This window comes from Arthrobacter sp. 10N43 (genome assembly GCF_056394525.1).
On sequence record NZ_JBFTIA010000004.1, the window covers coordinates 670581 to 696165 of the forward strand.

Annotated in this window: 18 protein-coding genes and 1 tRNA gene; 9 read left to right on the forward strand and 10 right to left on the reverse strand. The window is 66.2% G+C overall.

The genetic code is table 11. The annotated features are described in order from the left end of the window. Complete coding sequence (locus AC1DDO_RS11305; protein WP_476867733.1) at nucleotides 1-1158, forward strand: cysteine desulfurase family protein; 1158 nt, start codon at nucleotides 1-3, stop codon at nucleotides 1156-1158. A 73-nt stretch (nucleotides 1159-1231) separates the two neighbouring features. Here AC1DDO_RS11305 and AC1DDO_RS11310 read toward each other — a convergent pair whose 3' ends face one another. Together AC1DDO_RS11310 and AC1DDO_RS11315 are read right to left on the reverse strand one after the other, a co-directional pair. Continuing rightward, nucleotides 1232-1717 (reverse strand): GtrA family protein, encoded by a 486-nt coding sequence (locus tag AC1DDO_RS11310; RefSeq protein WP_476867732.1) that lies wholly within the window; start codon nucleotides 1715-1717, stop codon nucleotides 1232-1234. A gap of 4 nt (nucleotides 1718-1721) precedes the next feature. Next, nucleotides 1722-2396, reverse strand: coding sequence for a DUF1684 domain-containing protein (locus AC1DDO_RS11315; RefSeq protein ID WP_476867731.1), 675 nt, complete (start codon nucleotides 2394-2396; stop codon nucleotides 1722-1724). A 112-nt stretch (nucleotides 2397-2508) separates the two neighbouring features. Here AC1DDO_RS11315 and AC1DDO_RS11320 point away from each other — a divergent pair, with 112 nt between their 5' ends. The 3 genes from AC1DDO_RS11320 to AC1DDO_RS11330 all read left to right on the forward strand — a co-directional run bounded on the left by AC1DDO_RS11320 (nucleotide 2509) and on the right by AC1DDO_RS11330 (nucleotide 5713). After that, on the forward strand, nucleotides 2509-3945 hold the full coding sequence (locus AC1DDO_RS11320; RefSeq protein ID WP_476867730.1) for a M20/M25/M40 family metallo-hydrolase: 1437 nt from the start codon (nucleotides 2509-2511) through the stop codon (nucleotides 3943-3945). Nucleotides 3946-3984: 39 nt separating this feature from the next. Beyond that, nucleotides 3985-4833, forward strand: a complete 849-nt coding sequence (locus AC1DDO_RS11325; protein ID WP_476867793.1) for a hypothetical protein — start codon at nucleotides 3985-3987, stop codon at nucleotides 4831-4833. Nucleotides 4834-4909: 76 nt separating this feature from the next. Then, nucleotides 4910-5713 carry a transglutaminase-like domain-containing protein gene (locus tag AC1DDO_RS11330; protein ID WP_476867729.1) on the forward strand — a complete coding sequence of 268 codons (804 nt, stop codon included), beginning with the start codon at nucleotides 4910-4912 and terminating at the stop codon, nucleotides 5711-5713. A gap of 57 nt (nucleotides 5714-5770) precedes the next feature. On the opposite strand, the gene AC1DDO_RS11335 is transcribed toward AC1DDO_RS11330, so the two are convergent. Beyond that, entirely contained in the window at nucleotides 5771-6232 is a 462-nt protein-coding gene (locus tag AC1DDO_RS11335) for a MarR family winged helix-turn-helix transcriptional regulator (RefSeq protein WP_476867728.1), read from the reverse strand. Then, complete coding sequence (locus AC1DDO_RS11340; RefSeq protein WP_476867727.1) at nucleotides 6232-7353, reverse strand: LLM class flavin-dependent oxidoreductase; 1122 nt, start codon at nucleotides 7351-7353, stop codon at nucleotides 6232-6234. The genes AC1DDO_RS11335 and AC1DDO_RS11340 overlap by 1 nt, the downstream gene beginning before the upstream one ends. Nucleotides 7354-7562: 209 nt before the next feature. On the opposite strand from AC1DDO_RS11340, the gene AC1DDO_RS11345 reads away from it, so the two are divergent. From AC1DDO_RS11345 to AC1DDO_RS11360, 4 genes are all read left to right on the forward strand, one after another. Further along, nucleotides 7563-9020 carry an MFS transporter gene (locus AC1DDO_RS11345; protein WP_476867726.1) on the forward strand — a complete coding sequence of 486 codons (1458 nt, stop codon included), beginning with the start codon at nucleotides 7563-7565 and terminating at the stop codon, nucleotides 9018-9020. Between the two features lie 439 nt (nucleotides 9021-9459). After that, nucleotides 9460-10731 carry a diaminobutyrate--2-oxoglutarate transaminase gene (gene ectB, locus AC1DDO_RS11350; RefSeq protein WP_476867725.1) on the forward strand — a complete coding sequence of 424 codons (1272 nt, stop codon included), beginning with the start codon at nucleotides 9460-9462 and terminating at the stop codon, nucleotides 10729-10731. 192 nt (nucleotides 10732-10923) lie between these two features. Next, on the forward strand, nucleotides 10924-12207 hold the full coding sequence (locus AC1DDO_RS11355) for an aspartate kinase (protein WP_476971850.1): 1284 nt from the start codon (nucleotides 10924-10926) through the stop codon (nucleotides 12205-12207). Nucleotides 12208-12266: 59 nt separating this feature from the next. Beyond that, entirely contained in the window at nucleotides 12267-16529 is a 4263-nt protein-coding gene (locus AC1DDO_RS11360; RefSeq protein ID WP_476867724.1) for a Pls/PosA family non-ribosomal peptide synthetase, read from the forward strand. A 27-nt stretch (nucleotides 16530-16556) separates the two neighbouring features. On the opposite strand, the gene AC1DDO_RS11365 is transcribed toward AC1DDO_RS11360, so the two are convergent. The 6 genes from AC1DDO_RS11365 to bcp all read right to left on the reverse strand — a co-directional run bounded on the left by AC1DDO_RS11365 (nucleotide 16557) and on the right by bcp (nucleotide 24957). Continuing rightward, nucleotides 16557-19784, reverse strand: coding sequence for an efflux RND transporter permease subunit (locus tag AC1DDO_RS11365; protein WP_476867723.1), 3228 nt, complete (start codon nucleotides 19782-19784; stop codon nucleotides 16557-16559). Between the two features lie 121 nt (nucleotides 19785-19905). After that, nucleotides 19906-21408 carry a malate:quinone oxidoreductase gene (locus AC1DDO_RS11370; RefSeq protein WP_476867722.1) on the reverse strand — a complete coding sequence of 501 codons (1503 nt, stop codon included), beginning with the start codon at nucleotides 21406-21408 and terminating at the stop codon, nucleotides 19906-19908. 78 nt (nucleotides 21409-21486) lie between these two features. Then, nucleotides 21487-23142 (reverse strand): ABC transporter substrate-binding protein, encoded by a 1656-nt coding sequence (locus tag AC1DDO_RS11375; RefSeq protein WP_476867721.1) that lies wholly within the window; start codon nucleotides 23140-23142, stop codon nucleotides 21487-21489. A 243-nt stretch (nucleotides 23143-23385) separates the two neighbouring features. Beyond that, complete coding sequence (locus AC1DDO_RS11380; RefSeq protein ID WP_441407562.1) at nucleotides 23386-24060, reverse strand: fasciclin domain-containing protein; 675 nt, start codon at nucleotides 24058-24060, stop codon at nucleotides 23386-23388. Nucleotides 24061-24287: 227 nt separating this feature from the next. After that, a tRNA-Leu gene (locus AC1DDO_RS11385) sits at nucleotides 24288-24369 on the reverse strand. 114 nt (nucleotides 24370-24483) lie between these two features. Further along, nucleotides 24484-24957: a thioredoxin-dependent thiol peroxidase gene (gene bcp / locus AC1DDO_RS11390; protein WP_476867720.1), complete on the reverse strand. Its 474-nt coding sequence runs from the start codon at nucleotides 24955-24957 to the stop codon at nucleotides 24484-24486. Between the two features lie 100 nt (nucleotides 24958-25057). Between bcp and AC1DDO_RS11395 the strand changes: the two genes are divergently transcribed. Continuing rightward, a complete protein-coding gene (locus tag AC1DDO_RS11395) occupies nucleotides 25058-25567 on the forward strand; it encodes a MarR family winged helix-turn-helix transcriptional regulator (protein ID WP_476971826.1) in 510 nt (169 codons plus the stop codon). The last annotated feature ends 18 nt before the right edge of the window (nucleotides 25568-25585 follow it).

The following is a 25585-nucleotide window of genomic DNA, read 5'->3' on the forward strand; positions in this document are numbered from 1 at the left end:
ATGATCTTCCTGGACGCCGCCGCCACCACCCCGGTCCGCCGCGAGGTGCTTGAAGCCATGTGGCCCTACCTCACGGGGGAGTTCGGCAACCCCTCGAGCCACCACTCCCTCGGCGATGCCGCGGCCTCGGCACTCGCCGGGGCCCGGGCGGCGACGGCCAAGGCCCTCGGCTGCCGCCCGGGCGAGGTCACCTTCACCTCCGGTGGCACCGAAGCGGACAACCTGGCCGTCAAGGGCATTGCCCTGGCCCGCCGGGCCGCCGACCCGAGGCTGGACCGCGTGGTGATCAGCGCCGTCGAGCACCCGGCCGTGGAGGAATCGGCGCGGTATCTCGAACGGGTGCACGGCTTCGCTGTCGATGTGGTCCCCGTGGACCGCTACGGCCGCGTCACTGAGGAAGCCCTCGCCGCGGTCCTTAGGCCGGAGACAGCACTGGTGAGCATCATGTACGCCAACAATGAGGTGGGCACGGTCCAGCCCATCGCCCGGCTCGCCGCGCTGGCCCGCGCGCAGGGCATCCCGTTCCATACCGACGCCGTCCAGGCCGCCGGCTGGCTGCCGCTGGACACTGCCGCGCTGGGCGTGGATGCGCTGAGCATCTCCGGCCACAAGCTGGGGGCGCCCAAAGGCAACGGCGCGTTGTTTGTGCGCGGCCGGGTCCTGGTTGAACCGCTGGTCCACGGCGGCGGCCAGGAGCGCGGCCGCCGCTCGGGCACCGAAAACGTCGCCGGAGCCGTGGCGCTGGCGACGGCCCTGGCCCTGCCCCGGGAAACGGACGCGGCACTGCACGTCTCGGCACTGCGGGACGGGTTTATTGACGCCGTCCTTGCCGGTGTTCCCGGCGCGATCCTCACCGGCCACCCCACCGAGCGGCTGCCCTCGGTGGCGTCCTTCTGTTTCCCGGGCACCAGCGGCGAGTCAGTGCTGCTGGAACTCGAACGCCAGGGAGTCATCTGCTCGAGCGGCTCCGCGTGCGCGGCCGGCTCGGACGCGCCGTCACCCGTGCTGCTGGCCATGGGCGTCGAGCCCGAGACCGCCCAGACGGCCGTGCGGTTCAGCTTTGATTCGACCATCACCGCAGCGGAGCTGCAGGAGGCGGCGGCCGCGGTCCGCACCGCCGTCGGCAGCGTCCGCTCCCTCGGCACCCCCACCAGTTGATCTGTCAACAGATGTCCTTATCGGGCAACTATGGCCGCCTCAACTGATAGCTCAACCGGGGGATCAACCGGAGCTAGCGGTGGCGGGCGCGCCGGAAGATCCAGTGCCGCAGCATCGTGAACCGCACGGCGGTGGCGGCGAAGCCGGAGAGGGTGGTGGTCCACAGCTCCTCGGCGACAGTGGCATCCGGGTTGACCCAGTGCAGGATGGCCAGGCTGCCGCCGGTGATCAGCAGCGCCACCAGGATCACAATCAGGCCGTTAAGGTGGTCCCGCTTCATCCGGCGGCGTTCGGTGATCTTGAACGTTAGTCGCCGGTTGAGGGCGGTATTCATGAACGACGTCAGGATCAGGGCCGCCGCGTTGGCCGGCTGGGCCCCGAGCCACGGCCGGGACAGGGCGTACAGGGCCAGGGAAGTCAGCGTGCAGACAATCCCGACGCCGGTGAACCGGATGAGTTGCCGGACCACGGGGTAGCGGAGGACTCCCCGGTAGCGTTTGGCGTTCTGCCCGCGGACGACGGCGGGAGCAGGAGCCTGCTGTTCGAGCTGGGACTCCATCCGCTCAGTACAGCTCGCCCACGGGGATCTCCACGGCCAGCCGGTTGGCCGGACCCGCAAGGGGACATGCCCAAGCTTCGTTGTAGGCGCAGGAGGGGTTGTAGGCGAAATTGAAGTCCAGGACGAATTCGGCCTGGGGACCGGAGCCGCGCACGCCGTGGAAGGCCCCCTTGATGGTGTCCAGGAGGTAGCGTCCGGCGCCGTAGCTGCCGCCTGGCTGGCCGGCGGTGGCGTCGCGGAACGGCACGAAGATGCCGCCGCCGTAGCCCCTGAGCTTCCAGACCGCGAGCTGCCCCATTTCGGGCAAGTCGAAGGTTCCCAGCCTTACGAAGCGGACCAGGCCGTCCGTCCCGGTCTCCACATTCATCTCCCGGCCGGCACCCTCGAGGGTCAGCGGGACGTGGAAACGGTAGATCGGATCGTAGTCCGCTGTCTTTAGGCCGCCGAAGCTGGCCTTGGCCTCGGGAGTCAGCGCGGAAGCCGGGTGGGTGCCGAACATGCGGTCCCGCTCCTGGCGCCAGTAGGAGTGGGCTTCCGCAGGGCTGTCCGCGGCGATCTTGCGCGTGGTGGCATAGAGGGCAAAGGTCCGCAGCCGCCAGTCCGCGATATCGAGCGCCGACATGCCTGCCACGTCACCCTGGTCACCAAGATGCGTTCCGTCAAAGTGCTGTTCGGCCATGCCCCCAGCGTATCCGCTTTCCCGGGACTGAAATTTTGCCCGGGATTCCGGGGCAGGACCCGCGCGCCGGATAATCCGTTCGGCCGGGACGTCCAGCCGTAGACTTTCGCCCATGCGCAACCCCCTGCAGAACACCGTCCGCGGCAATGCCCTCAAAAGCACAGGCGAAACACCATCCAGCAGCAGCGACACCCAGGGCAGGAGCCGGCGCGCGGCGGCCTCGCTGGCGGAACTGGTGACGTACCGGACCGTCTCCATCCGGACCGGGGAGGAGGCAACCGCGGAGTTCGAGGCCTTCATCGCTGCACTGCCCCGGCTGTATCCGGCGGTCCATGCTGCCCTCGAAGTGGAGCGGGTCAACGGGCACGCCCTCCTGTACCGCTGGCCCGGCCGCGCCCTAGCGGAAGACCCAGCGGAGGACCCGGCGGCGCCGGCGCGCCCGTCCGTGCTGATGGCGCACTACGACGTCGTCCCGGCCGGCGACCCGGGGGAGTGGACGCATGCGCCGTTCTCCGGCCACAACGACGGGACCTTCCTGTGGGGCCGCGGAACGCTCGATGACAAAGGCCAGCTCGTGGCCATCCTGGAAGCGGCCGAGAGCCTGCTCCGGACAGGGTATGCGCCGGCGCATGACCTCTACTTCTCGTTCGGCAACAACGAGGAGACGGCCGGGGACAGCGCGGCAGCTGCCGCAGATCTGCTGGCCGGCCGTGGCGTGGAGCCCTGGCTCGTGCTGGACGAGGGCGGCGCTGTCGCGGGCGGCGCCTTCCCGGGAGTGAGCCGGGCCGCCGCCGTCGTCGGCGTGGCCGAAAAGGGAATCCTTGACGTGGAGCTGCTGACCCGGGACCCGGGCGGACACGCCTCCACGCCGCCGCGGATGGGCGCGACGGCGCGGCTGGCCCGCGCCATCACCCGGATCGAGCGCAGCCCGTTCCCGCAATCCCTGCCGGACGTGACCGCGGAGATGCTGCGCCGCTTCGGCCCGCACACGCCGGCGCCGCTTCGTGCCGTGTTCGCCCAGGTGGTCCTGCTCAGGAAACCGATCACCTGGCTGTTCGCGCGGCTCGGCAACGAGACCAATGCGATGACCCGAACCACCGTCGCCATCACCACGCTCGAAGGCAGTTCCGGGGCGAACGTCCTCGCCGCCACGGCCAAGGCGAACGCGAACATCAGGGTGGCGGTGGGAGAAACCGTCGAGGGCACCGTGGCACGGCTACGGAAAATCATCCGCGATCCGAAGGTTGAGCTGCGGGTCGTGGAGGGCAACGACCCCTCCCCGGTTTCCCCGTCATCCGGGCCCCAGTGGGAACTGCTGGCAGGGTGCATCGGACAGATCTACCCCGAGGCGATCATCACTCCCTACATCATGATGGGCGGCACCGACTCACGCCGCTTCACCGGGATCTGCGGCAACGTGTACCGCTTCGCGCCGTTCTTCATGGACGTCCCGGCCCGCGGCTCGATCCACGCCTTTGACGAGAAAATTTCCCTGGACACGCTGGAGCAAGGCGTCCGCTTCTACGAAACACTGATGCGGGAACTCTGAGCCGGCCGGCGCCCCGGCTACGCTGGCACCATGACTGGGATGTCCCTCTCCAGAGGATCAGGCCCCGCCAGGGTCCGGGGCGCTGTGCTTCGCACCGGCCTGGCGCTCGCGGTCGCGGGAGCGGCCCTGGCGGGCTGCAGCAGCGACGGCAAGGGGACGCCGGTCTGGACTGCCGGGAGCAGCCCGGCGGACAGTGCCACACCCAGTACGGCGGGAAGCGCGACGTCGACTGACGGGCCGACGCCGGGACCGTCGGGCAGCGCTTCTGGCAGCGCTTCTGCCGCCCCGGGATCCAGTGCAGGTGCGACGGCCGCGGGCTGGAAAGTGTTTACCGATCCGGCCAAGACCGTCAGTTTTGAGGTGCCGCAGGACTGGATTGTCCAGTCCGTCGCTCCCGATCCGGGCACGCTTCCCGGCGCGCTGAAGATCACCGTCAAGGACGCCGACGGCGGGTACGTGGCCACCCTGCAGACCGGCCTTTCCCCGCAGGGTGCCCCGGCCTGCCCCGACGGCGCCGCACGGGACTACGTCGTGGTCAGCAGCGTTCCCGTTGACCTGCCGCACGCCGGCGGCGAGGGGACCATCGAACCCCACGTGGTGTTCCGGGTCATCCAGGGCTACAGGTACTTCGGCTCCTATGGCATCACCAATGTGGTGGGCGGCTCCGGCGGCAAGAGCTGCGCGCTGCACAATGTGGTCCGTGGCCCGGCAGGCAAGGGGGACTATTCGTTTGGGGACCTGACAGTGCTCAAGACGCTGGCCCCGGACCAGAAGGTCGCCCCCGCCAAGGCGTTCGACACTCTGGACCAGGCGGCTAAGTACGTCAACGAGGGTTCCGAATTCGCCAACGTCCAGCGGATGCTAATGTCTCTGGAGATCAAAAACTAGTCCCGCCCGCCCGCACATCCCCGGGCCGTTGACGGCGACTTCCCATCTGCCCCCCACCTCACATCCCCGGAGATTAATGGAACGCGCCGTAGCCGCCCGCCTGGCCTTCAAGACCGTTGCCGAGACGAAGGTGGCGATGGCCGTGGCAGTGGCCCGGAACGCCGGCTACGACTCCCTGGAGGAGTCGCTCACGGTGACCGCGGATGGCCAGGACGTGCCGCTGACCGAACTCACGGACCATCACGGCGGGCGCTTCCACTACATGGAATTCGCCGAACCCACCGACGTGCTGGTCGAATACTCGGCCACCGTCACTGGCTTCGCCGTGCCCGAGGAACCGGGGCTCATGGAACTGATCCGCTACGTCCGGCCCAGCCGTTACGCCGAGTCGGACCGGCTCCTGCCCACCGCCTATGCCGAATTCGGGGGACTCCAGGGCGAAGAGCTTCTCCATGCTGTCCGCAACTGGGTCTTCGGCGAACTGCGCTACGTCAGCGGATCCTCGCGCGGGACTGATGGCGCCGTCGAAACGCTGCTGCACCGCCGCGGCGTCTGCCGGGATTTCGCCCACCTCGCCATTGCCCTCCTGCGTTCCAAGAACGTCCCGGCCCGGCTCGCCGCTGTCTACGCCCCCGGCCTGACCCCGATGGACTTCCACGCCGTGGCCGAGGCCCACATCAACGGCGCGTGGCACGTCATCGATCCCACCGGGCTGGCGCCGCGGGAGAGCATGCTGCGGATCACGGCCGGGCGCGATTCCTCGGACACGGCCTTCCTGTCCACCGTGGGCGGCAGCCTCTCCCTGCAGGAGCTGAGCGTCACCGCGGTTGTCGATGAGCTGCCGGTCGAAGACCCGTCGGAGCTCGTCGCCATCCACTAAGCGCCGTCCGGCCCGCCTCCTGCGTGCGATTGCCGGCGGCCGGGCCTGGGCCCGCGCTCAGCGCACGGTGACCGAGGCGCGGAGTTTCTCGGTCAGCCGCAGCAGTTCCTGCTGTTCGGCGGCGGTGAGGGCCGGGCCCACGAGCGCGGCGATGTCGCGGACGTGTTCCCGGCCGATCTGTTTCTGCAGGTCCCGCCCGGCGTCGGTGAGCCGGATGAGGATCCCGCGGCCGTCGTCGGGGGCCGGTGTCCGTTCCAGGAGCCCGCGCTTTTCGAGCCGCTCCACCAGCCGGCTCAGGCTGGACTGGCTCAGCAGGACGTTGTCGTTGAGCTCGTTCAGGCGCAGCCACCCGGAGGGGCACCGGGAGAGCGTGAAAAGGACGTCGTATTCATTGAGCGCCAGGGCCTTGAAGGCCGGCGCCGCCTGCAGCTTGCGCATCACCGCCACCTGGGCCCGGAACAGGGATTCCCAGGTTTCTGCGGCCAGGCGCACCGGCGATTCCGAGGTCTTGGCGGACATCACGCGTCCTGGCTGGTGGACTCTGCGGCGGCGTCCGCGGTGCCGGCGGCCATAGCGGCGGCCACCCGGCCGGCGTGCGTCGGCGGTTCCGGGACATGTGCGGGCTTGAGCGCGGCATATTCCTTGCGCAGCACCGGCAGGACCTCTTCGCCGAAGAGGTCCAGCTGTTCCAGGACGGTCTTCAGCGGCAGGCCGGCGTGGTCGATCAGGAAGAGCTGGCGCTGGTAGTCGCCGAAGTACTCCCGGAACGTCAGGGTCTTCTCGATCACTTCCTGCGGGCTGCCGACGGTCAGCGGGGTCTGGGACGTGAAGTCCTCCAGGGACGGTCCGTGGCCGTAGACCGGGGCGTTGTCGAAGTAGGGGCGGAACTCCTTGACCGCGTCCTGGGAGTTCTTCCGCATGAAGAACTGGCCGCCGAGGCCCACGATGGCCTGGTCCGCCTTGCCGTGGCCGTAGTGCTCGTAGCGTTCGCGGTAGAGGCCGATCAGCTGCTGGTAGTGCTCCTTGGGCCAGAAGATGTTGTTCGCGAAGAAGCCGTCGCCGTAGTAGGCCGCCACCTCGGCGATCTGCGGCGTGCGGATGGAGCCGTGCCACACGAAGGGGGCGACGCCGTCGAGCGGGCGGGGCGTGGAGGTGAAGTTCTGCAGCGGGGTGCGGTGCTTGCCGGACCAGTTGACGGTGTCCTCGTCCCAGAGGCGGCGCAGCAGGGAGTAGTTCTCGATCGCGAGCTCGATCCCGTCCTGGATGTTCTTGCCGAACCAGGGGTAGACGGGGGCGGTGTTGCCGCGGCCCAGCACCAGGTCCACGCGTCCGTCCGCGAGGTGCTGGAGCATCGCAAAGTCCTCCGCGATCTTCACCGGGTCATTGGTGGTGATCAGCGTGGTGGCCGTGGACAGGATGATCCGCTCGGTCTGGGCGGCGATGTACGCGAGCGTGGTGGTGGGGGAGGAGGAGAAGAACGGCCGGTTGTGGTGCTCGCCGAGGGCATAGACATCCATGCCGATCTCTTCGACCTTCTTGGCGATCGCCACGGAGGCTTTGATGCGTTCGTGCTCCGTGGGGGTGCGGCCCGTGGTGGGGTCGGTGGTGATGTCGCTGACGCTGAAGACGCCGATCTGCATGATGTGCCTTTCCGTGGCCGGTCTGATCCGGGAACTGCTTTTCACTATACCCGATTTACATGCATTTGCATGTATCGATGGCTATAACATCCGACACGGCCGAATATTCCCGGCACTTCCGGCCGGGTTTGCCACCCGCGCCGGAGCAGGGGCCTAGGATGCAATCAATCGGCTGGCCATGAGGTGCCTGCCCGCCCGGAAGGCCTCCCTTGCGACGTGTCGTAGCTTTTCTGTGTCTGGTAGAGCTCACGAGCGGAATCCTGCAGGGCTACTACACGCCCATCCTCACCGACATCGCCCGGCACCTGGGGATTCACGACGCCGACGTCAACTGGTTCGAAGCCGCCCAGCTCATGGTCAGTGCCCTGGCCGTGCCGGTGCTGGCCAAGCTGGGAGACATGTACGGGCACCGGAAGATCCTGCTGGTCTCAACCCTGGTCACCGCCGCGGCCTCCTGGGGCGTCGCGCTCGCCCCGGACTTTTGGACGTTCCTGGCCGCGTGGGCGGTCCAGGGCTTCTACGTGGTCTGGCTGCCGCTGGAAATCGCGCTGATCTTCAGCCGCGTCCATCAGCTACCCGACGGCGCCGCCCGGACCCGGCGGGCGGCCGGTGTTCTGGTCGGGGCACTGGAGGCCGGTGTCATCGCCGGGGCACTCGCGGCCGGCGCGCTCGTGGAAGTGTTCGCCGGGCAGCTGCAGCTGGTGCTCCTGGTTCCGGCGGTTGCCGTATCCGCGTGCTGGTTCGCCATCCGGTTCGGCGTGCCGGAGTCCCGTGAGCGCAGCGGTGGCCGCGTGGACACCCGCGGGTTCACCCTGCTCGCGCTCGGGCTCCTGCTCATCACCTCTGGCTTGACGTTTATGCGCCTCAACGGACCCGGCACGTGGTGGCCGTGGGCGCTGGTGGCGGCAGGGATCCTGGTGTTCATCCCGTTTGCGCGGTTCGAGCTGCGCACGGCAGATCCCCTCGTGGACATCCGGATGCTGCGGGGCAAGTCCATGTGGCCGGTCCAGCTGACCGCCGGGCTGTTTGGCGTCTCGGTCCTGGGCGCACAGGCTCCGTTGTCCACCTTCGCCAGGACCGACCCCGCGCTACACGGCTACGGCCTAGGGCTGCGCGCCGGGCAGGTCTCCATCATCATCGGCGTGTACGTGCTGGCACTGCTCGTGGGCGCACTCCTGTACCCGGTGATCACACGCCGGCTCACGCCACGCTGGACGCTCGTGGGCGCCGCCGCACTCGTGGGGCTGGGCTATCTGCTGTTCCTGCCGTTCCATGGCAGCCTCGCCGAGGCGCTGGCGAACATGGCGGTCGCCGGCGTCGGCTCCGGGGCACTCGTCGCGGCGCTGCCCTCGGCGGCCGCCGCGGCCGCGCCCCTCAACCGCACCGCCATGGCCACTGGCCTGACCAACACCACCAAAACCATCGGCGGGGCCTTTGCCTCCGCGGTGTTCGGCATCGCCCTGCTCAGCCACGTCCTCGCCGACGCCGGGGCCGGACCGGGGGACTCCGTGCAGACCGCGGCGCCGCTCGCCGGGTACCTCACGGTATGGACCATCTGCGGGGTGACCGGGCTGGCCGCGGCCGCCGCACTGGTACTGGTGCCGCGGCTGGCATTCTCCGACCCGGCCACGGCCGCCGGTGCGCCCCTCCCCGCCGGCTCCCGCTAGCCTGTTCCGTGCACTGAAAATCCATGACATAGAGTACCGACGTCGAGTACCGGCGCCGGTATGCCGGCAGCACGTCCACGGATTGTCGAGTGCCGTCGGCTTCTTCTAAGTACCCGGGATCGCGATTACCACAGGCTCTCCGGAGAATCGGGTAGTTTGACCGCCTTTTGGGCGGAAAAAACAGGTACCGGCTACTGAGGTGCCGTAAGTTTCCTGAGAATAAGATAAGAACCGATAAGCGTACGGGCAGACCCAGCTGATCTGCCCAGTTCACGTATAGGCAACGTCGATACGTGACCAAATACGGGCCCCGCGAAAGAAAAACCCAGCGCGCCACGGAAGTTGCGCTGTCTCCTTTCCATGCCCGTAATCAGGAAAGCCCGAGCGGTGTTTACACTTGGGAAACTTCGCCAGTCGGAAGTGCGGGGGACATTGACAGATGGATATCTTTGAAAGCTTGGAGTCTGAGGTTCGCACCTATTGTCGCAGTTGGGACACGGTGTTTGAGCGAGCGGCTGGCAGTAGCCTGTACAGCGAGGACGGCAGAGAATATCTGGACTTCTTTTCCGGCGCCGGAGCACTGAACTACGGACACAACAACCCGGTGCTGTTGCAGCCGCTGGTGGACTATCTTCTCTCCGGCTCAATCATTCATTCACTCGACATGAAGACGCCTGCCAAGCGGCGGTTCCTGGAAACATTCCAGGAGTTGATCCTCAAGCCCCGGAACCTGGACTACAAAGTCATGTTCCCCGGCCCAACGGGAACGAACTCCGTAGAGGCGGCCCTGAAGCTCGCCCGTAAAGTCACCGGCAGGCAGCATGTCCTGAGCTTCACGAATGCATTCCACGGAATGACCCTTGGCTCATTGTCGGTTACCGGCAATTCAATGAAACGGCAGGGAGCCGGCGTTCCGCTAACGAATACCTCGAGCATGCCCTACGACGGATTTTTCGGCGGTCAAGTGCCGGACTTTCTGTGGCTCCGGCAAGCCCTGGAGGACAGGGGCTCAGGACTCGACAAACCCGCCGCGGTGATCGTGGAAACCGTCCAGGGCGAGGGCGGGCTCCGGGCCGCCCGGGCATCCTGGTTGCGGGGCCTTGCGGAGCTGTGCCGCCAGCACGAGATCCTGCTGATCGTTGACGATGTGCAAGCAGGATGCGGACGGACTGGAACCTTCTTCAGTTTTGAGGAGGCGGCCATTACTCCGGATATCGTCTGCCTGTCCAAGTCCATCTCTGGCTTTGGACTGCCTTTGGCACTGACATTGTTCAAACCCGAGTTGGACATCTGGAAGCCTGGCGAGCACAACGGAACATTCCGTGGGCACAACCCGGCGTTCGTCACGGGGGCAGCCGCCCTGGAACACTACTGGCAGGACGGCAGCTTCCAATCAAACGTCGCGGGACTCATTGCGCAGCTGCACGAAGGCCTCGGACAGATCGCGGCAGCCGTCGAAGGCGCCACCGTCCGTGGACGGGGACTGCTCGCGGGAGTCTTTTACCCCAACCCTGCGACGGCGGAGAAGATCGCGGCCGAATCGTTCGCCCGTGGCCTGCTCGTGGAAACGTCGGGACCGGAAGGCGAGGTCGTCAAAGCGATGCCGGCGCTGACTATCAGTCCTGCGGATCTGCAGAAGGGGCTCGATATTCTCGCTGCCGCGGCGGTCTCAGTGACCGGAGAGCCGGTGGTCTTGGGATCAACTGTTTAGGCATTAGCTGTAGGGGGCTCATAGGGGGAGTACCGCTCGCAAAAATCGAAGCAGATTTCGGGGAGAGAAATGGGTACCCGCAAAGCAATAGCGGTTTATGAGGGTGATCTAGTTGAAATCGACCCGGCGATTCGCCCGGGTAGCGTCATCGTACAAAAATTTGGTGGTTCGTCCCTGGCTGATGCCGCGGGCATCCTCCGTGCAGCTGAACGCATAGCCAAAACGCGGGCCAACGGATACCGGGTCGTGGCGGTAGTGTCCGCCATGGGGGACACCACTGACGAACTCTGCGACCTAGCCGCCGAGGTTTCCGCCCGGCCGCTTCCTGGTGACCTCGATGCCCTCCTGAGCATCGGCGAACTTGTGTCCTCGGCCCTGCTGGCGATCGCGCTCGCGGATCTTGGCCAGGTGCCGCGCACATTCACCGGCAGTGCGGCCGGCCTCATTACCGACAACATCCATGGCAAGGCACACATCACTGATGTCAGGCCGGACCGCGTCCGCACTAGCTTGGCCCACGGCGAAGTCCCCATCGTTGCAGGATTCCAGGGCAGAACGAAGAAACGGAACAAGGTGACCACACTCGGTCGCGGCGGCTCCGATCTCACCGCCGTCGCGCTGGCAGCAGCACTTGGGGCAGATATTTGCGAAATCTACACGGACGTCGACGGCGTCTACACCGCGGATCCCCGCGTCGTCCCGACAGCCCGAAAGATCGAAGTCCTCTCGAGCGAGGAAATGCTGGAGTTCGCGGCCTCCGGGTCCAAGGTGCTGCATCTGAGGTGTGTTGAATACGCCCGCCGGTTCGGTATCCCGATCCACGTCAGGTCCTCGTTCGTGCCGGACCCTGGGACGCTGATCCTGCCTGGCCTCGACCGCCATCCAGTGCACCAGCCCGCGCGGGAGCAGCCCGAGGTGACCGGAGTAGCCGGAGTCAACTCGGCCTCGAAAATCACCGTCGTTGGAATTCCGGACGAACCGGGCAGCATGGCGCGCATCCTCAGTGTGCTGTCGCGGTCCGGGGCGCACGTCCAGAAGATTGTCCACAACACGGCCAGCCCGGGCTCAAGCCGCTCCAACGTTGCCCTGATCGTTCCTGCTGCCCAGGCAAATTCCGCGCTGGCCGTGCTGCATGCCGAAAAGGCAACCATCGGATTCCGCGGCCTGCAGCACGACGGCCAGGTGGGCAGGGTGTCCGTCACAGGCCTGGGCATGCGGTCGTCACCGGAAATCTTCTGCACATTCCTCAAGGCCCTGTCCGACGCCGATGTGGACCTCGATCTCGTGGACATCTCCGAGACGTCCGTTGGGGCCATCACACAAGCCGACCGGCTCGCCGATGCCGAGCGGGCCGTCCGGCTGGCGTTCGGCATGGCCCCGGCGGAGGAACACGCCGGAACGGGTCATTACGACAACCTCGCGCCCGCTGTTTACCCCCGGCCGGCAAACGGACTGCGATCTCTGGCAGGGATATGACCCCTGCCCCGCAGGGTGGCAGAACCATGGCACGTGACGTAAAGCGAAGGAGCGAAACGATGGGCAAAAGCGCGAGGACCGGCAGCGGCCCCACCCTCCCGCCGGAGCTGCGTGGCAAAATGTCGCTGAACGGCGGCTCGACGGGGGGAACAATCCTGACTTCGGCCGCGCCGGATCAGACGGCCCGCTGGCATCGGGGCGAACGGCTGGACCAGCTGTTCGAGGATCGCTGTGACCTCTTGCGGGACGAGGGGCTCGGTACGCAGGTCGCCGTCGATGCGGGCACCATCGTCTTGACGTATGCCCAGCTGGACGAGCGGGCTAATCAGCTCGCGCGACATCTGCTGCTGTGCGGCGCCCGGCCCGGCGACCGCATTGCACTGCTGTTTGACCAGCCGTGGCGGGCCTACGTGGCGATGCTCGCCGTGTTGAAGATCCGCGCCGCCTATGTTCCCCTGGATCCGGGATTCCCTCCTGACCGGCTCAAGTACATTGTCGAAGACGCCGATGCCACCATGGTCCTGTCCCTGTCGCATTTGCGGGATCTGCTGCCTGAGGTGGCCGCCGTCACCGTGTGCCTTGATGGTGTGCGGGACCAAGTCGATGCCAAGGACTCTTCGCGGCTGGACCATACGGACATGGGCGGAACCCAAGACGAACTGGCCTACATCATCTACACCTCGGGTTCTACCGGCAGGCCCAAGGGCGTCGCCGTGGAACATGCCAGCATCTGCAACTTCGTCCGGGTCGCCGCCGCGCACTACGGCATCCAGGCAACGGATCGCGTGTACCAGGGCATGACCATCGCGTTCGATTTTTCGGTCGAGGAAATCTGGGTCTCGTGGATGGCCGGAGCCACCCTGGTGCCCAAGCCAAAGGGGCCCAACCTGCTTGGCGCCGACCTCGCCGAGTACCTGACCGAACATAAGATTTCGGCCCTTTGCTGTGTTCCGACGCTGCTGGCGACCATCGACGAGGACCTGCCCGGCCTCAGGTTCCTGCTGGTCTCCGGCGAGGCATGCCCGAAGGACCTGGTCACGCGCTGGCACCGCCCGGACCGGCGCTTCCTGAACGTCTACGGGCCGACCGAGGCGACGGTTACCGCGACCTGGGCCCTGCTGGATCCGGACGGACCCGTCTCACTGGGCGTGCCGCTTCCCACGTATTCGGCGGTCATCCTCGACCCCGATGGGTGCCGTGCGTTGCCCCACGGTGAATCCGGGGAAATAGGCCTTGCCGGAGTGGGCCTGGCACGGGGCTACGTGAACCGGCAGGACCTGACGGAGCGGGCCTTTGTCCCGGATTTCCTCGGGATCGACAACAATCCCTCCGGGCGGATCTACCGCACAGGAGACCTGGGCAGGATCAATGACCGCGGGGAACTGGAGTACTTCGGCCGGATCGACACGCAGGTCAAGATCCGCGGGTACCGGATCGAGCTGACTGAAATCGAATCCTGCCTCCTGCAGCTGCCCGGAATCGCGCAGGGGGTTGTTCAGACCTTCGAACCCGAGCCGGGAGTGGTGGAACTGGCCGCGTATTACACCCTCCGCCAGGACATCGAGAGCATTGATGCCCAGGACCTCCACCGGATGCTGCGCACCAGGTTGCCCGGCTACATGGTTCCGGCATACTTCGAGGAGCTGGACGCCATTCCCATGATGCCCAGCGGCAAGGTGGACCGGAAGCTGCTGCCCCGGCCGGCGCGCAGGCTCAGCCTGGCTGCCGCCGGGTCCTACACCGCCCCGACAAACGACGCTGAGGAAGCCCTGGCCGGGCAGCTCGGCACAGTGCTGGGGCTCGAGAAAGTGTCCGTCGATGCGCACTTTTTCAACGACCTGGGCGCCGACTCCCTGCTGATGGCGCACTTCTGCGCCCGCGTCCGGAAGGACACGGACCTGCCGTCGGCGGCGATGCAGGACATCTACGAAAACCCCACGGTCCGCCAGCTCGCCGCGTACCTCCAGGCTCTTCAGACCAGGCAACTCGAGTCGGCACTGGCCCATTCGACGCCCGAGGACGGTCCGGCGGCCCCCAAACCGGTGCCGCCGCCGAGCACTTTCCAGTTCGTCATGTGCGGAGTAGTCCAGCTGCTGATATTTCTGGGGTACACCACGTATGCGGCCGGCCTGCTGATTGTCGGCTACCAATGGACGTCCGGAGGAACCAACCTGTTTGACATGTGGTTGCGGTCCATCGGTTTCGGCGCCGCCACATTCCTCGTCCTGTCCGTGACACCGATCCTCGTCAAGTGGGTCCTGGTGGGGCGGTGGAAGCCGGAGCAGATCCGAATCTGGAGTCCGGGCTACCTGCGGTTCTGGGCAGTGAAGACCCTGACCCGCGCTAATCCCCTGGTGCTGTTCGTGGGCTCGCCTCTCTATGTGCTGTACCTGCGGCTCCTTGGGGCAAAGATCGGCAAGGGGGTGGTGATCCTCTCCCGGAAGGTGCCGGCCTGCCCGGACCTGTTTACGGTCGGCGACAACACTGTCATCCAGAAAAACTCCTCGTTCCTCTGCTACCGGGCACAATCGGGCGTGATTGAGACCGGACCGGTGACGCTGGGCAACAATGTCCTGGTGTCGGAGAAAACCACCCTCGACATCGGCACTTCGATGGGAAACGACACCCAGCTCGGACACAGCTCGTCGCTGCAGACGGGGCAGGCCGTACCTGATGGACAAACCTGGCACGGATCGCCCGCGGCGCGCACCAACACCGACTACCGGCGGGTCCCGGCCATGACCTGCAGCACCCGCCGGCGAGTCATTTTCAGCCTGCTCCAGCTCTTCAACCGGCTCGTCCTGGTGGTACCAGCCGCCGTCCTCGGGCTGGCGGCGCTCCTGCCGTCCTATCTTGGCAGCGGGCACCTGCAGCTGGGCAACGCGAGCTTCTTCCTCGACGTGGTCGGCGTGACGCTGGTGCTGTACGTCGTCGGCCTGGTCACGGGCCTGATCGTGGTGTTCACCGTCCCGCGTCTGCTCAACCGCTTCCTCAAGCCGGACAAGGTCTATCCGCTGTACGGCGTGCACTTCACCATCCAACGCATGGTGTCCCGCACATCCAATGTCAGGCTGTACAAAGACGTCTTTGGCGACAGTTCCTACATCGTGCACTACCTGCGCGCGCTGGGGTACAAACTCGGCAAAGTGCAGCAGACCGGATCAAACTTCGGCCCTACCCTGGCCCACGAGTCGCCGTACCTGAGCTCAGTGGGGACAGGGACCATGGTCGCGGACGGCCTCAACATGATGAACGCCGACTTCACCAGCACCTCGTTCCGCCTCTCGCAGGTCCGCATCGCCGGCCACAACTTCCTCGGCAACGCCATCACCGTCCCCATCGGATCCCGCGTGGGGGACAACTGCCTGCTGGCCACGAAGGTGATGATCCCGATCGACGGTCCGGTCCGGACGGATGTTGGCCTGCTCGGCTCGCCGCCCTTCGAGATTCCCCGGTCTGTCCAGCGTGATGCCCAGTTTGATGAAAAGAAGATGGAGGAGGCCAAGAACAGGGCCCTCCCGGCAAAGAACCGGCACAACATCCTGAGCATGGTGCTGTTCCTGGCCGTCCGGTGGGTCCTGCTGTTTATCGCCACGCTCAGCGGCGCCGTTGCCGTGTCCGCCTTCAGCGTCCTCGGTGTGTTGTCCGTCGCCGCCATGATGCTCGCCATGCTGGTGTTCCGGGTGCTCATCCTGGTGCTGGTGGAGCGCTCGGTCATGGGTTTCCGCCATCTGAAGCCGCAGTACTGCTCGATCTACGACCGCTACTTCTGGCGGCACGAACGGCTGTGGAAGCTGCTGGCCATGCCCGGGTTCAACGGGACGCCCTTCAAGCCCCTGATCTGGAGGATGTTGGGCGTCAAGGTTGGCAAGCGGCTCTACGATGCCGGCGCCAACATGCCGGAGAAGACACTCGTGACGATCGGTGATGACGGCGCCTTGAATGAAGGGGCAACCATTCAGGGCCACTCCATGGAAGACGGCGCCTTCAAGTCGGACCGCATCCGTCTCGGCGACCGGTGCACCGTCGGCGTGGATGCATGGATCAATTACGGCGTGACGATGCAGGACGGTGCAGCCCTGGGGGCCGATGCCCTGCTCATGAAAGGCGAAGACGTCCCGGAAAATGCAACTTACACGGGCAACCCGGCGCGCGAGGTGATGATCCCCACCAACCCGGAGCCGCGCCGTGCCGGGACCATCGGTGCCGGGACCATCAGCGGGCCACGCCACCGGGATCCACTCGCCTCACAGGGCGGGCTCCTGAGGCTTCCGAGGGTGGCCCACGGGGCACACCGGTCAGCGCGGGCCACCACGCACTGACCGGGCAGGATCCCAGCCCCGGAGTCCCTAGTGAGATCCGGTTGGCAGGGGGGCGTCTTCGGGGAAATCGTCCGGGAAGTCCGCGGCCGCGGCTGCCGGTGCGGAGTGGCGACCGCGGGGCAGGGACTTCTGCAACGCCTTGCGCTCACGCCGTCCTTCCACGAGCCGGTACAGTACCGGCACCAGGATCAGCGTCAGGGCCGTGGAGGAGATCAGGCCGCCGATGACCACGATCGCCAGGGGCTGGGAGATGAAACCGCCGCCGCCGGTCAGGCCCAGTGCCATTGGCGTCAGAGCGAACACCGTGGCCAGGGCTGTCATGAGGATCGGGCGGAGGCGCTGGCGGGCGCCGTGCGTGATCGCGTCCGCCACGGCCATCCCGGGCTCGCCGTTGCGGGGCTGGCGGTACTGGTTGATGAGGTCAATCAGCACAATCGCGTTGGTCACCACGATGCCAACGAGCATCAGCATGCCGATCAGTGACGGCAGTCCCAGCGGCACCCCGGTCACCACGAGCAGGGCGATGGCCCCGGTCGCCGCGAACGGGATGGAGACCAGCAGGATCAGCGGCTGAATGAGGGATTTGAACGCAGCCACCATGATCACGTAGACGATCGCGACGGCGGCCAGCAGCGCGAGCCCCAGCTGCCGGAACGAATCGGCCTGCTGCGTCGTGGCGCCGCCGATCGTGGCGGTGACCCCCGGCGGCAGCTGGACCGACTTGAGGCGGTTCTGCACTTCAGTGCTGACCGCGCCGAGGTTGGCGCCCGACGGCGTCACGGAGATCCGTGCGGTGCGCTGCCCGTTGCTGGCGGTGATGGAGACCGGTACGTCCACCTGTTCCACGGAAGCGATGCTGCCCAGCGGCACGGTGCCGGCCGCCGTCGGGAGCGGGATCGCGCGGACAGCGTCGATGCTCGTGAAGCGGGTACCGTCGCCAATCCGTACCGGGAAGTCGTTGGTGTCGATGCGGACTGTGCCGGCCGGGATCGGGCTGATCGTGGCGGCCAGGACCCCTGCCACGCGCTCTTCGTTCAGGCCGGCAGCGACGGCCTTGGCCCGGTCCACCTTGACCTGGACCACCGGCTGGCTGGCGGCCAGGTTGGTGGCCACCTCGCTGCTGCCGGGCACCCCGTCCATGGCCTTGACCATGGCGTCACTGGCGGCCCGGAGATCAGCCGTGGTGGCCGCCTTGAGGGTAATGTCCACGGTCGAGGACGTGCCGAAGCCGCCCTGCTGGGATCCGACGGTGATCTTGCCGGCGTCGCCGAGCTGGGCGAGCTGGCTGCGGACGGTGTCCTGGAGCTTGCCCTGGTTGGCCTTTTCGTCCGTCACCACCGTGAACGTCGAGTTCGACGCGCCGCTGGAGAGCAGGGCCGAGAAGCCGGTCTGGGCGTTGCCGGTAGTGGACTGGACGTCCTTGATCCCGTCGATGCCCCGCAGGACATCCTCAACCCGGATGGCCGAGGCGCTGGCCTCGGTGAGGCTGGTGCCGGCCGGCAGGACCTGCTTGACCGTCATGCTGTTCTCACCGGAGCGGCCCAGCAGGTCGGTGGCGAGCAGCGGGGACATCGCCACGGTTCCGCCGAGCACCAGGGCCGCGGCGATCAGCGTGAGGACCGGGTGCCGCTGGGTTCCGGCGAGGACGGGCAGGTACCCGCGCTGCAGGAGCGTGCGCTTCTCGGCCTCGTGCGCCCTGGCAGCAACGCCAGCGGCAGAACCGGCGCCAGCACCAGAACCAACGCCAGAATCAGCGCCAGAGCCGGCGGCGGAACCGGTGCCGGCGGGCGTGCGCAGGAACCAGTACGCCAGCACCGGCACGATGGTCAGGGAGACCAGCAGCGAGGAGATCAGGGCGATGGTCACCGTCAGGGCGAACGGCCGGAACAGCTCGCCGGCCAGATCGCCGACGAAGGCTATCGGCAGGAAGACAGCCACCGTGGTCAGTGTGGAGGCCGTGATGGCTCCAGCCACCTCGCGGATGGAGGTCAGGATCGCCGTGATCTTGGTTTCGCCGTAGCTCAGATGCCGTTTGATATTTTCGATGACCACGATCGAGTCGTCCACCACGCGGCCGATCGCGATGGTGAGCGCGCCCAGGGTCAGGATATTCAGCGAGTAGCCGGTGGCCGAGAGGCCGATGAACGTGATCAGCAGTGACAGCGGGATGGACACGGCCGTGACAAGGGTGGAGCGCACGGACATGAGGAACACCAGGATCACGGCGACGGCGAAGCCCAGGCCCAGCAGGCCCTCGGTGGTGAGATCCTTGATCGATTTCTCGATGAACGGCGCCTGGTCGAAGACCGGGGTGAACTTGGCGTTGGAGCCGAGCTCGGCCTCCAGTTGCGGGATGGCGTCCTTGACCGCGTGGGAGATCCCAACCGTGTCGCCGTCGGGCTTCTTGGTCACGGACAGGGCAAGGGTTTCCTTGCCGTTCGTGCGTGTGATGGACGTGCGGGCGTCCTCGACCAGGCTGACGTCGGCCACGCTGCCAATCGTCGCCGCATCGCGGGCCGAACCCAGCGGGAGGGCCTTGATGGCGTCGAGGGAATCCACCGGGCTGCCGATCTGCAGCGAGAGGGTCTTGCCCTGTTCCTCGACGGTGCCGGCCGGAACCAGCGCACCGTTGTTCTTCAGCGCGTCACTGATGGACTGGAGATTCGCGCCCGACGCCGCCAGGTCCCCGGGGCGCGGCAGGATCCGGATGTGCTCGGTGGCGCCGCCGGTGACGTCGGCGCCCCTGACGCCGTCGAGCTTCTGCAGCCGGGGGACACTGAGCCGGGCGAGGTCGGCGTTCAGTTCGCTGAGCGGCTTGTCCGAGGACACGGCCAGGAACACGATCGGGAAGTCGCTGATGCTCCCGGCGATCGCCTGCGGCTGGACGTCCTTGGGCAGGGCCTGCTTGGCGTTGGAGATGGCGCGGTCGATCTGGTTCCGCGCGCGGTCCAGGTTGGTGCCGTACGTGAACGCCAGGGTGATCTGGGAGACACCGTTCCGCGAGGTCGAGGACGTCGACTCCAGGCCCTCGACGCCGTTGAGCGCCGTTTCCAGCGGAGCGCTGATCTGCTTGTCCACGACTTCCGGCGACGCGCCGGGCATCGAGGAGATGACCGTGATCTGCGGGAACTCGATGGACGGAATGAGCTCCTGCTTCAGCGAGGACATCGTGATCACACCGAAAACCGACGCGAACACCGTGATCAGCGCGATCAGGGCCCGGTTGGCGAGGGACAGCTTTGCGAGCCGGAACATCTCATGGTCTCCTGGTGGGTCGGCGACGTCCTGCACTACAGGCCATCAAAGCGCAGGGACGTCAAAGAGTTGCAGCGGTCCCAAACCAGCAGTGTAAACCAGCCGCCGCCCCGCCCCGGACTTAGTTGTGGGCGGAGACCTGTTCGAGTTGCAGCGTCTTGGCCGTCTCGGCCTCCAGCTGTGCGGCGAGCTCAGGGTTGTCGTTGAGCTTGATGCCGTAGCCGGGCATCATGTCCTTGAGCTTCGACTGCCAGCCCTTGAAGTTCTTGGGGAAGGACTTCTGGAGCAGTTCGATCATGATCGGCACGGCCGTGGACGCGCCCGGGGACGCGCCAAGCAGGGCGCCGATGCTGCCGTCGCGTCCGGCGATGACCTCGGTGCCGAACTGCAGCACGCCGCCCTTCTTCGGGTCCTTCTTGATGATCTGGACCCGCTGGCCGGCCGTGATGAGCTCCCAGTCGCCGTCCTTGGCCTCGGGGTAGTACTCCCGCAGGGCCTCGACCTTGTCGCCGTGGCGTTTGGCGACCTCCTTGACGAGGTAGGCGGTGAGGTCCATGTTGTCCTTGGCCACGGCCAGCATCGGGATGATGTTGGAGGGGCGGATGGACAGCGGCAGGTCCAGGTAGGAGCCGTTCTTGAGGAAGTTGGTGGAGAACCCGGCGTAGGGGCCGAACAGCAGGGAGCGCTTGCCGTTGACGTAGCGGGTGTCCAGGTGCGGCACGGACATGGGCGGGGCGCCGACCGATGCCTGGCCGTAGACCTTTGCGCTGTGCTGGGCCGCGAGGCTCTCGTCGGTGCAGCGGAAGAACTGGCCGGAGACCGGGAAGCCGCCAAAGCCCTTGCTTTCCGGGATGCCGGAGGCCTGGAGCAGGTGCAGGGCGCCGCCGCCGGCACCGACAAACACGAACTTCGCGTGGATGGAGCCGTGTTCGCCGCTCTCGGGGTGCTTGAGCGACAGGTCCCAGCCGCCGTCGGACGCCCGCTTGATGTCGCTGACGTTGTGGCCGTAGTTGATTTCCACGCCGTTGTTGCCCAGGTAGGTGGTCAGCTCCCGGGTCAGGGCGCCGAAGTCGACGTCGGTGCCCTCGGCGGCGCGGGTTGCCGCGACCCGCTGTTTGGGGTCGCGGCCCTTGACGATCAGCGGGGCCCACTTGGCGATCTGGGCGTGGTCCTCGGAGTACTCCATCGAGCGGAACAGCGGGTTCGGCTTGAGTGCCTCGTAGCGGGTGCGCAGGAACTTGGTGTGGTCCTCGCCGATCACGAAGCTCATGTGCGGAACGGTGTTGATGAAGCCCTTGGGGGAGCCGATCAGGGAATTCGAGACCAGGTGGGACCAGAACTGGCGGGACAGCTGGAACTGCTCGTTGATGTTCAGGGCCTTGCCGGGGTCCACCGAGCCGTCTTTGGCTGCGGGGGAGTAATTAAGCTCACACAGGGCCGCGTGGCCGGTGCCGGCGTTGTTCCAGGGGCCGGAGCTTTCCAGTCCCGGCTCGTCGAGCTTCTCGAACAGGGAGATGGTCCAGTTCGGCTCAAGCTGCTTGATGAAAGCACCGAGAGTGGCACTCATGATGCCGCCGCCAATCAGGACGACGTCGGCATGTTGGGTCTTGGAAATGAAAGTCACAATCAGTCTCCGATAGCAGCGGCTCTGGCTGTCACAGAATATCCCGCACCGCCCACTAACTGAAATTGGCCCCGGGCGTCAAGGCTTTAGCTCGACCTTTGTGAAAACTTCATTAAGCACCGGGGACGCCGGGTACTTCAGGACCCTGTCTGAGAGCGCCAGAGCGGAGATCGGGTACGCGATGGGAACCGCCGGCACCGTGGCCGCGATCTGGGCATTGATCGTCTGGTATTCGGACGTGCGGTCCTTGCCGTCCGGCAATCCCCGGGCCCGGGCGATTTTGGAGAAGACCTGGGGATCCTGGTAGCCGAATTCGCCGGTGTTCTCGCCAAAGAGCGGGCCCACGAAGTTGTCAGGGTCCGAATACGAGCCGTTCCAGCCGAGCAGGTGGAGGGCGTGGTCACCCGGGGAGGTGACCTTCTGCAGGTAGCCGTCGGCCCAGTCCACGGGCACCGGCTTGATGTTGAGTCCGACGGCGGTGAGTTGCCGGCTGATTTCGGCGTACACCTTTTCGGGCGTCGGCAGGTACGGCCGGGTGACGTTGAGCGGATAGTAGAACTTCAGCTCCTCGCCCTTGTAGCCGGCTTCGGCGAGGAGTTCCTTGGCCTTATCCGGGTTGTAGCCGAGCGCGGCGGCGTTGTTGTTGAAGCCGCTGAGCTTGGGCGGAACAAACTGGGACGCCTGCGCTGTGTTGTCGATGAAGAAGCGGCGGATCAAGGTGTCCTTGTCCAGCGCCATCTCGATCGCCTGGCGCACCTTGAGGTTCTGCAGGATGGGGATTTCCTGGTTCATGCCCAGGTACATGACGGAGAAGGGGTCCCGCTGGATGATCTGTTTTCCACTCTTGACCAGCTGGTCGAAGTTGCCGACAGTGACGGCGTCGTAGGCGTCGATCTTGCCGTCCAGCAGTGCCTGCATCCGGGTCTGCGGGTGATCGTAGGTCACGAACTTGATGGTTCCGATCTGTCCCTTGTCCCCCCAATAGTCTTTGTTGCTGGTCAGGGTGATGCTGCCCGGGTCCCAGGAGCCGAAGACATACGGTCCGGTGCCCACCGGGTGGAGGCCGTAGGCGGACACCGGCTGGCCGCCGCGGCTCTGGTCCAGGACGTCCGCGTGCTGCGCGGCAAGTGCCTTGGGGGAAGAGATCGCGAAGGCGGGGAGGGTGAGGGCCTGGAGAAATCCCGTGAAGGGCTGGGTCAGGTCGATCCGCACATTGTCCGGAGCCACAGCGGTGCAGCCTTTGTAGATGGACAGGGGCGCCTGGTCCGCATGGGCCTTGAACACGCCCTTGAACGTGGTGCCGCTGGCCTCCTGGCGGAGGGCAGGAGAGAAGTTGAACCAGCGGTTGAAGTTGGTGCAGACGGCGGCGGCATCGAACGGCGTCCCATCCTGGAAGGTGACGTGCTCGCGCAGCTTGAACCCGTAGGTCCGGCCTTCATCGCTCTGGGACCACTCCGTGGCCAACAGCGGCGTGGGCTCGCCCGTGGTCTGGTCGACGCCCACAAGCCCCTCCAGGACCTGCCGAGTGACGCGATAGGACTCGACGTCGGAGACAAGGGCGGGATCGAGGCCCAGCGGATCCGAGCCGGTGCCGAAGGTGAACGCGGCGGTGGGCGCCGCGGCAGGAGCGGATGTGGGGGTCGCGGAGCTGGGTGCCGGGCCGAGGTTGCCCGTGCAGGACGCGAGCGGGAACACAAGGAGTGCGGCCCCGATGCTGGCGGCAATCTGCCGCATTGTCCTGCTGGGCACTGTACTGCTGGGCACTGAAAGAATCACCTCTGGGGAACTGGTTGGGCCGCCGGCTGCGGAACAGCCCCAGTCTAGTTGACAGCGGAGTCCGCCAGCTTTTGTGGCGCACCGGCACGCGCAGCACGTGCTTGCCAAAAGCGAAGGCCCGCACCTGCTGGTGCGGGCCTTCGCTTCTCCTAGTGGTCCAGGGAGTCAGGCTGGAGCCGGGACAGGAGTGCTTGAGTTTGACTACTTGGGCATCAGGACAGAGTCGACCATGTAGACCGTTGCGTTGGCGGTCTGGACGCCGCCGCAGACAACGTTGGCGCCGTCGACCTTGAGGGCGTCCTTGGTGCCGGTAACGGTCACCGAACCGCCTTCTACGGTCTTGTGGGTGCCGACGATCTGGTCCGGGGTGATCTTGCCCGGGACCACGTGGTAGGTCAGGATCTTGCTCAGGGTGGCGTCATCCGTCTTCAGGGCCTCGATTGTGGCCGGGTCGATCTTCTTGAAGGCGTCATCCGTCGGGGCGAAGACAGTGAATTCGCTGCCGTTCAGGGTGTCCACCAGGTTGACCTTGGGGTTGAGCTTGCCGGAAACGGCGGCGGTCAGCGTGGTGAGGATCGGGTTGTTGGAGGCGGCGGTGGCTACCGGGTCAAGGGCCATGCCCGAGACGGAGCCGGCACCGCTCGGAACCTGGGCGGCGTAAGCTGCGCAGCCGGGGCCGACGAGGTTGGCGGCCGGATCCATGGCTGCGGCGGAGGCGGTCGCCGACGGCGCCATGCTGGATGCCGACGGCGCGGCGGACGGTGCCGCAGAAGACGGTGCCGAGGAAGCGGAAGATCCGCCACAGGCCGTGAGGCTGAGCATAGCGGCAGCTGCGATACCTGCAACGGCGAACGTGGTGCGCTTGATGTTCTGCATTTTGGTTTCTCCTTTATTGTGCCGAATGTTGCCTGCGGCGGACGTTGCCGCTGTGGCCTTTCCCGACTGTTGGGCACCGACCCTTGGTTGGTGTCTCAATGGGTATTCGGCTGCTCGGAGGAAACGGATGGGTGGGGAATTGAAATTCTTTTTGAACACCCCCGAATGCCCTGAAAACCGCTGGAAAACACGAGAACCCCGGTCCGAAGACCGGGGTTCTCTCTGTGTGCGCAAGGGGGGACTTGAACCCCCACGCCCGAAGGCACAGGAACCTAAATCCTGCGTGTCTGCCAATTTCACCACTCGCGCGCGGCGCCGTCGTCGTCCGGGAATTGAACCCCGGCGGCTGGCGCCAGGCTCCATTGTACCTATTACCCGGTACCGATTACCCTCACGCTTTACTAGTGCGGCGTACGGCGTAGGTCAGGCGTCCAGCTTCAGGTCGCGGCGAAGTTTGGCTACGTGCCCGGTGGCGCGGACGTTGTACTGCGCGAGGGCCACACGCCCTGCGGCGTCGACGACGATCGTGGAGCGGATGAGGCCCTGGTAAGTCTTGCCGTAGTTTTTCTTCTCGCCCCACGCCGCATACGCGTCGGCGACGGAGTGGTCTTCGTCGGAGAGCAGCGGGAAGGTCAGGCCTTCGGCGGCCGCGAACGCGGCAAGCTTTCCGACGGGGTCGGGGGAGATGCCCACCACGTCGTAACCGGCGGACTGCAGGGAGGCGAGGGAGTCCCGGAAGTCGCAGGCCTGCTTGGTGCATCCCGGGGTTGAGGCCGCAGGGTAGAAGTAGATCACGGTCTTCCGGCCCCGGAAATCGCGCAGGCTGACGTCCTGTCCTTCGGCATTCTTGAGGGTGAAATCCGGTGCTGTGGCACCGGCGATGAGTCGCTCAGGCACGGGGGTCTCCTAGATCGGTTGGGTCGCAATACGGGCTGACCATCCAGCGTAGTGAGGCGATCGGCCCACGACGAATCCGCTGCTCGCTATACTCTTGGGTATGCCTGATATGGATCGCTGGCCCACGGGCCGCCTATTGTCCACGGCAGCACGTCTCGTAGAACACTCCTGGAACGAAAAATTGGGCGCCATTGGGCTGACCCATGCCGGGGTGATCGCCATGGAGGTGCTCTCGGCGAATGGGCCGATGACGCAAGCCCAATTGGCCCAACTCGTGCGGGTCCAGGCCCAGACCATGGGCAAGACGCTGAGTCGCCTGGAAGCGCACGGCCACATTTCGCGGCAGCGCAGCGCCTCTGACAGGCGCAGCCATGTGGTGTCGCTGACCGACCAGGGACGCCAAGCCGTGACAGCGGCCGCCGACATGGAACGCTCGGTGCTCGCCGCGACGCCCATTGACCCCGACGTGCTGCGCCAGGAACTCCAGGCCGTGGTCAGGGTGCTGGCAACAAGGTCAACTTCCGTGGAGGCCAAGGCCATCGTCACGTCCGCGGACCCGGCCGCCGCGGCCAATCCCGGTGCCGCGGCCGAGGCCGCCCCGCTTAACTAGCCGCTTATTAACTAGCCG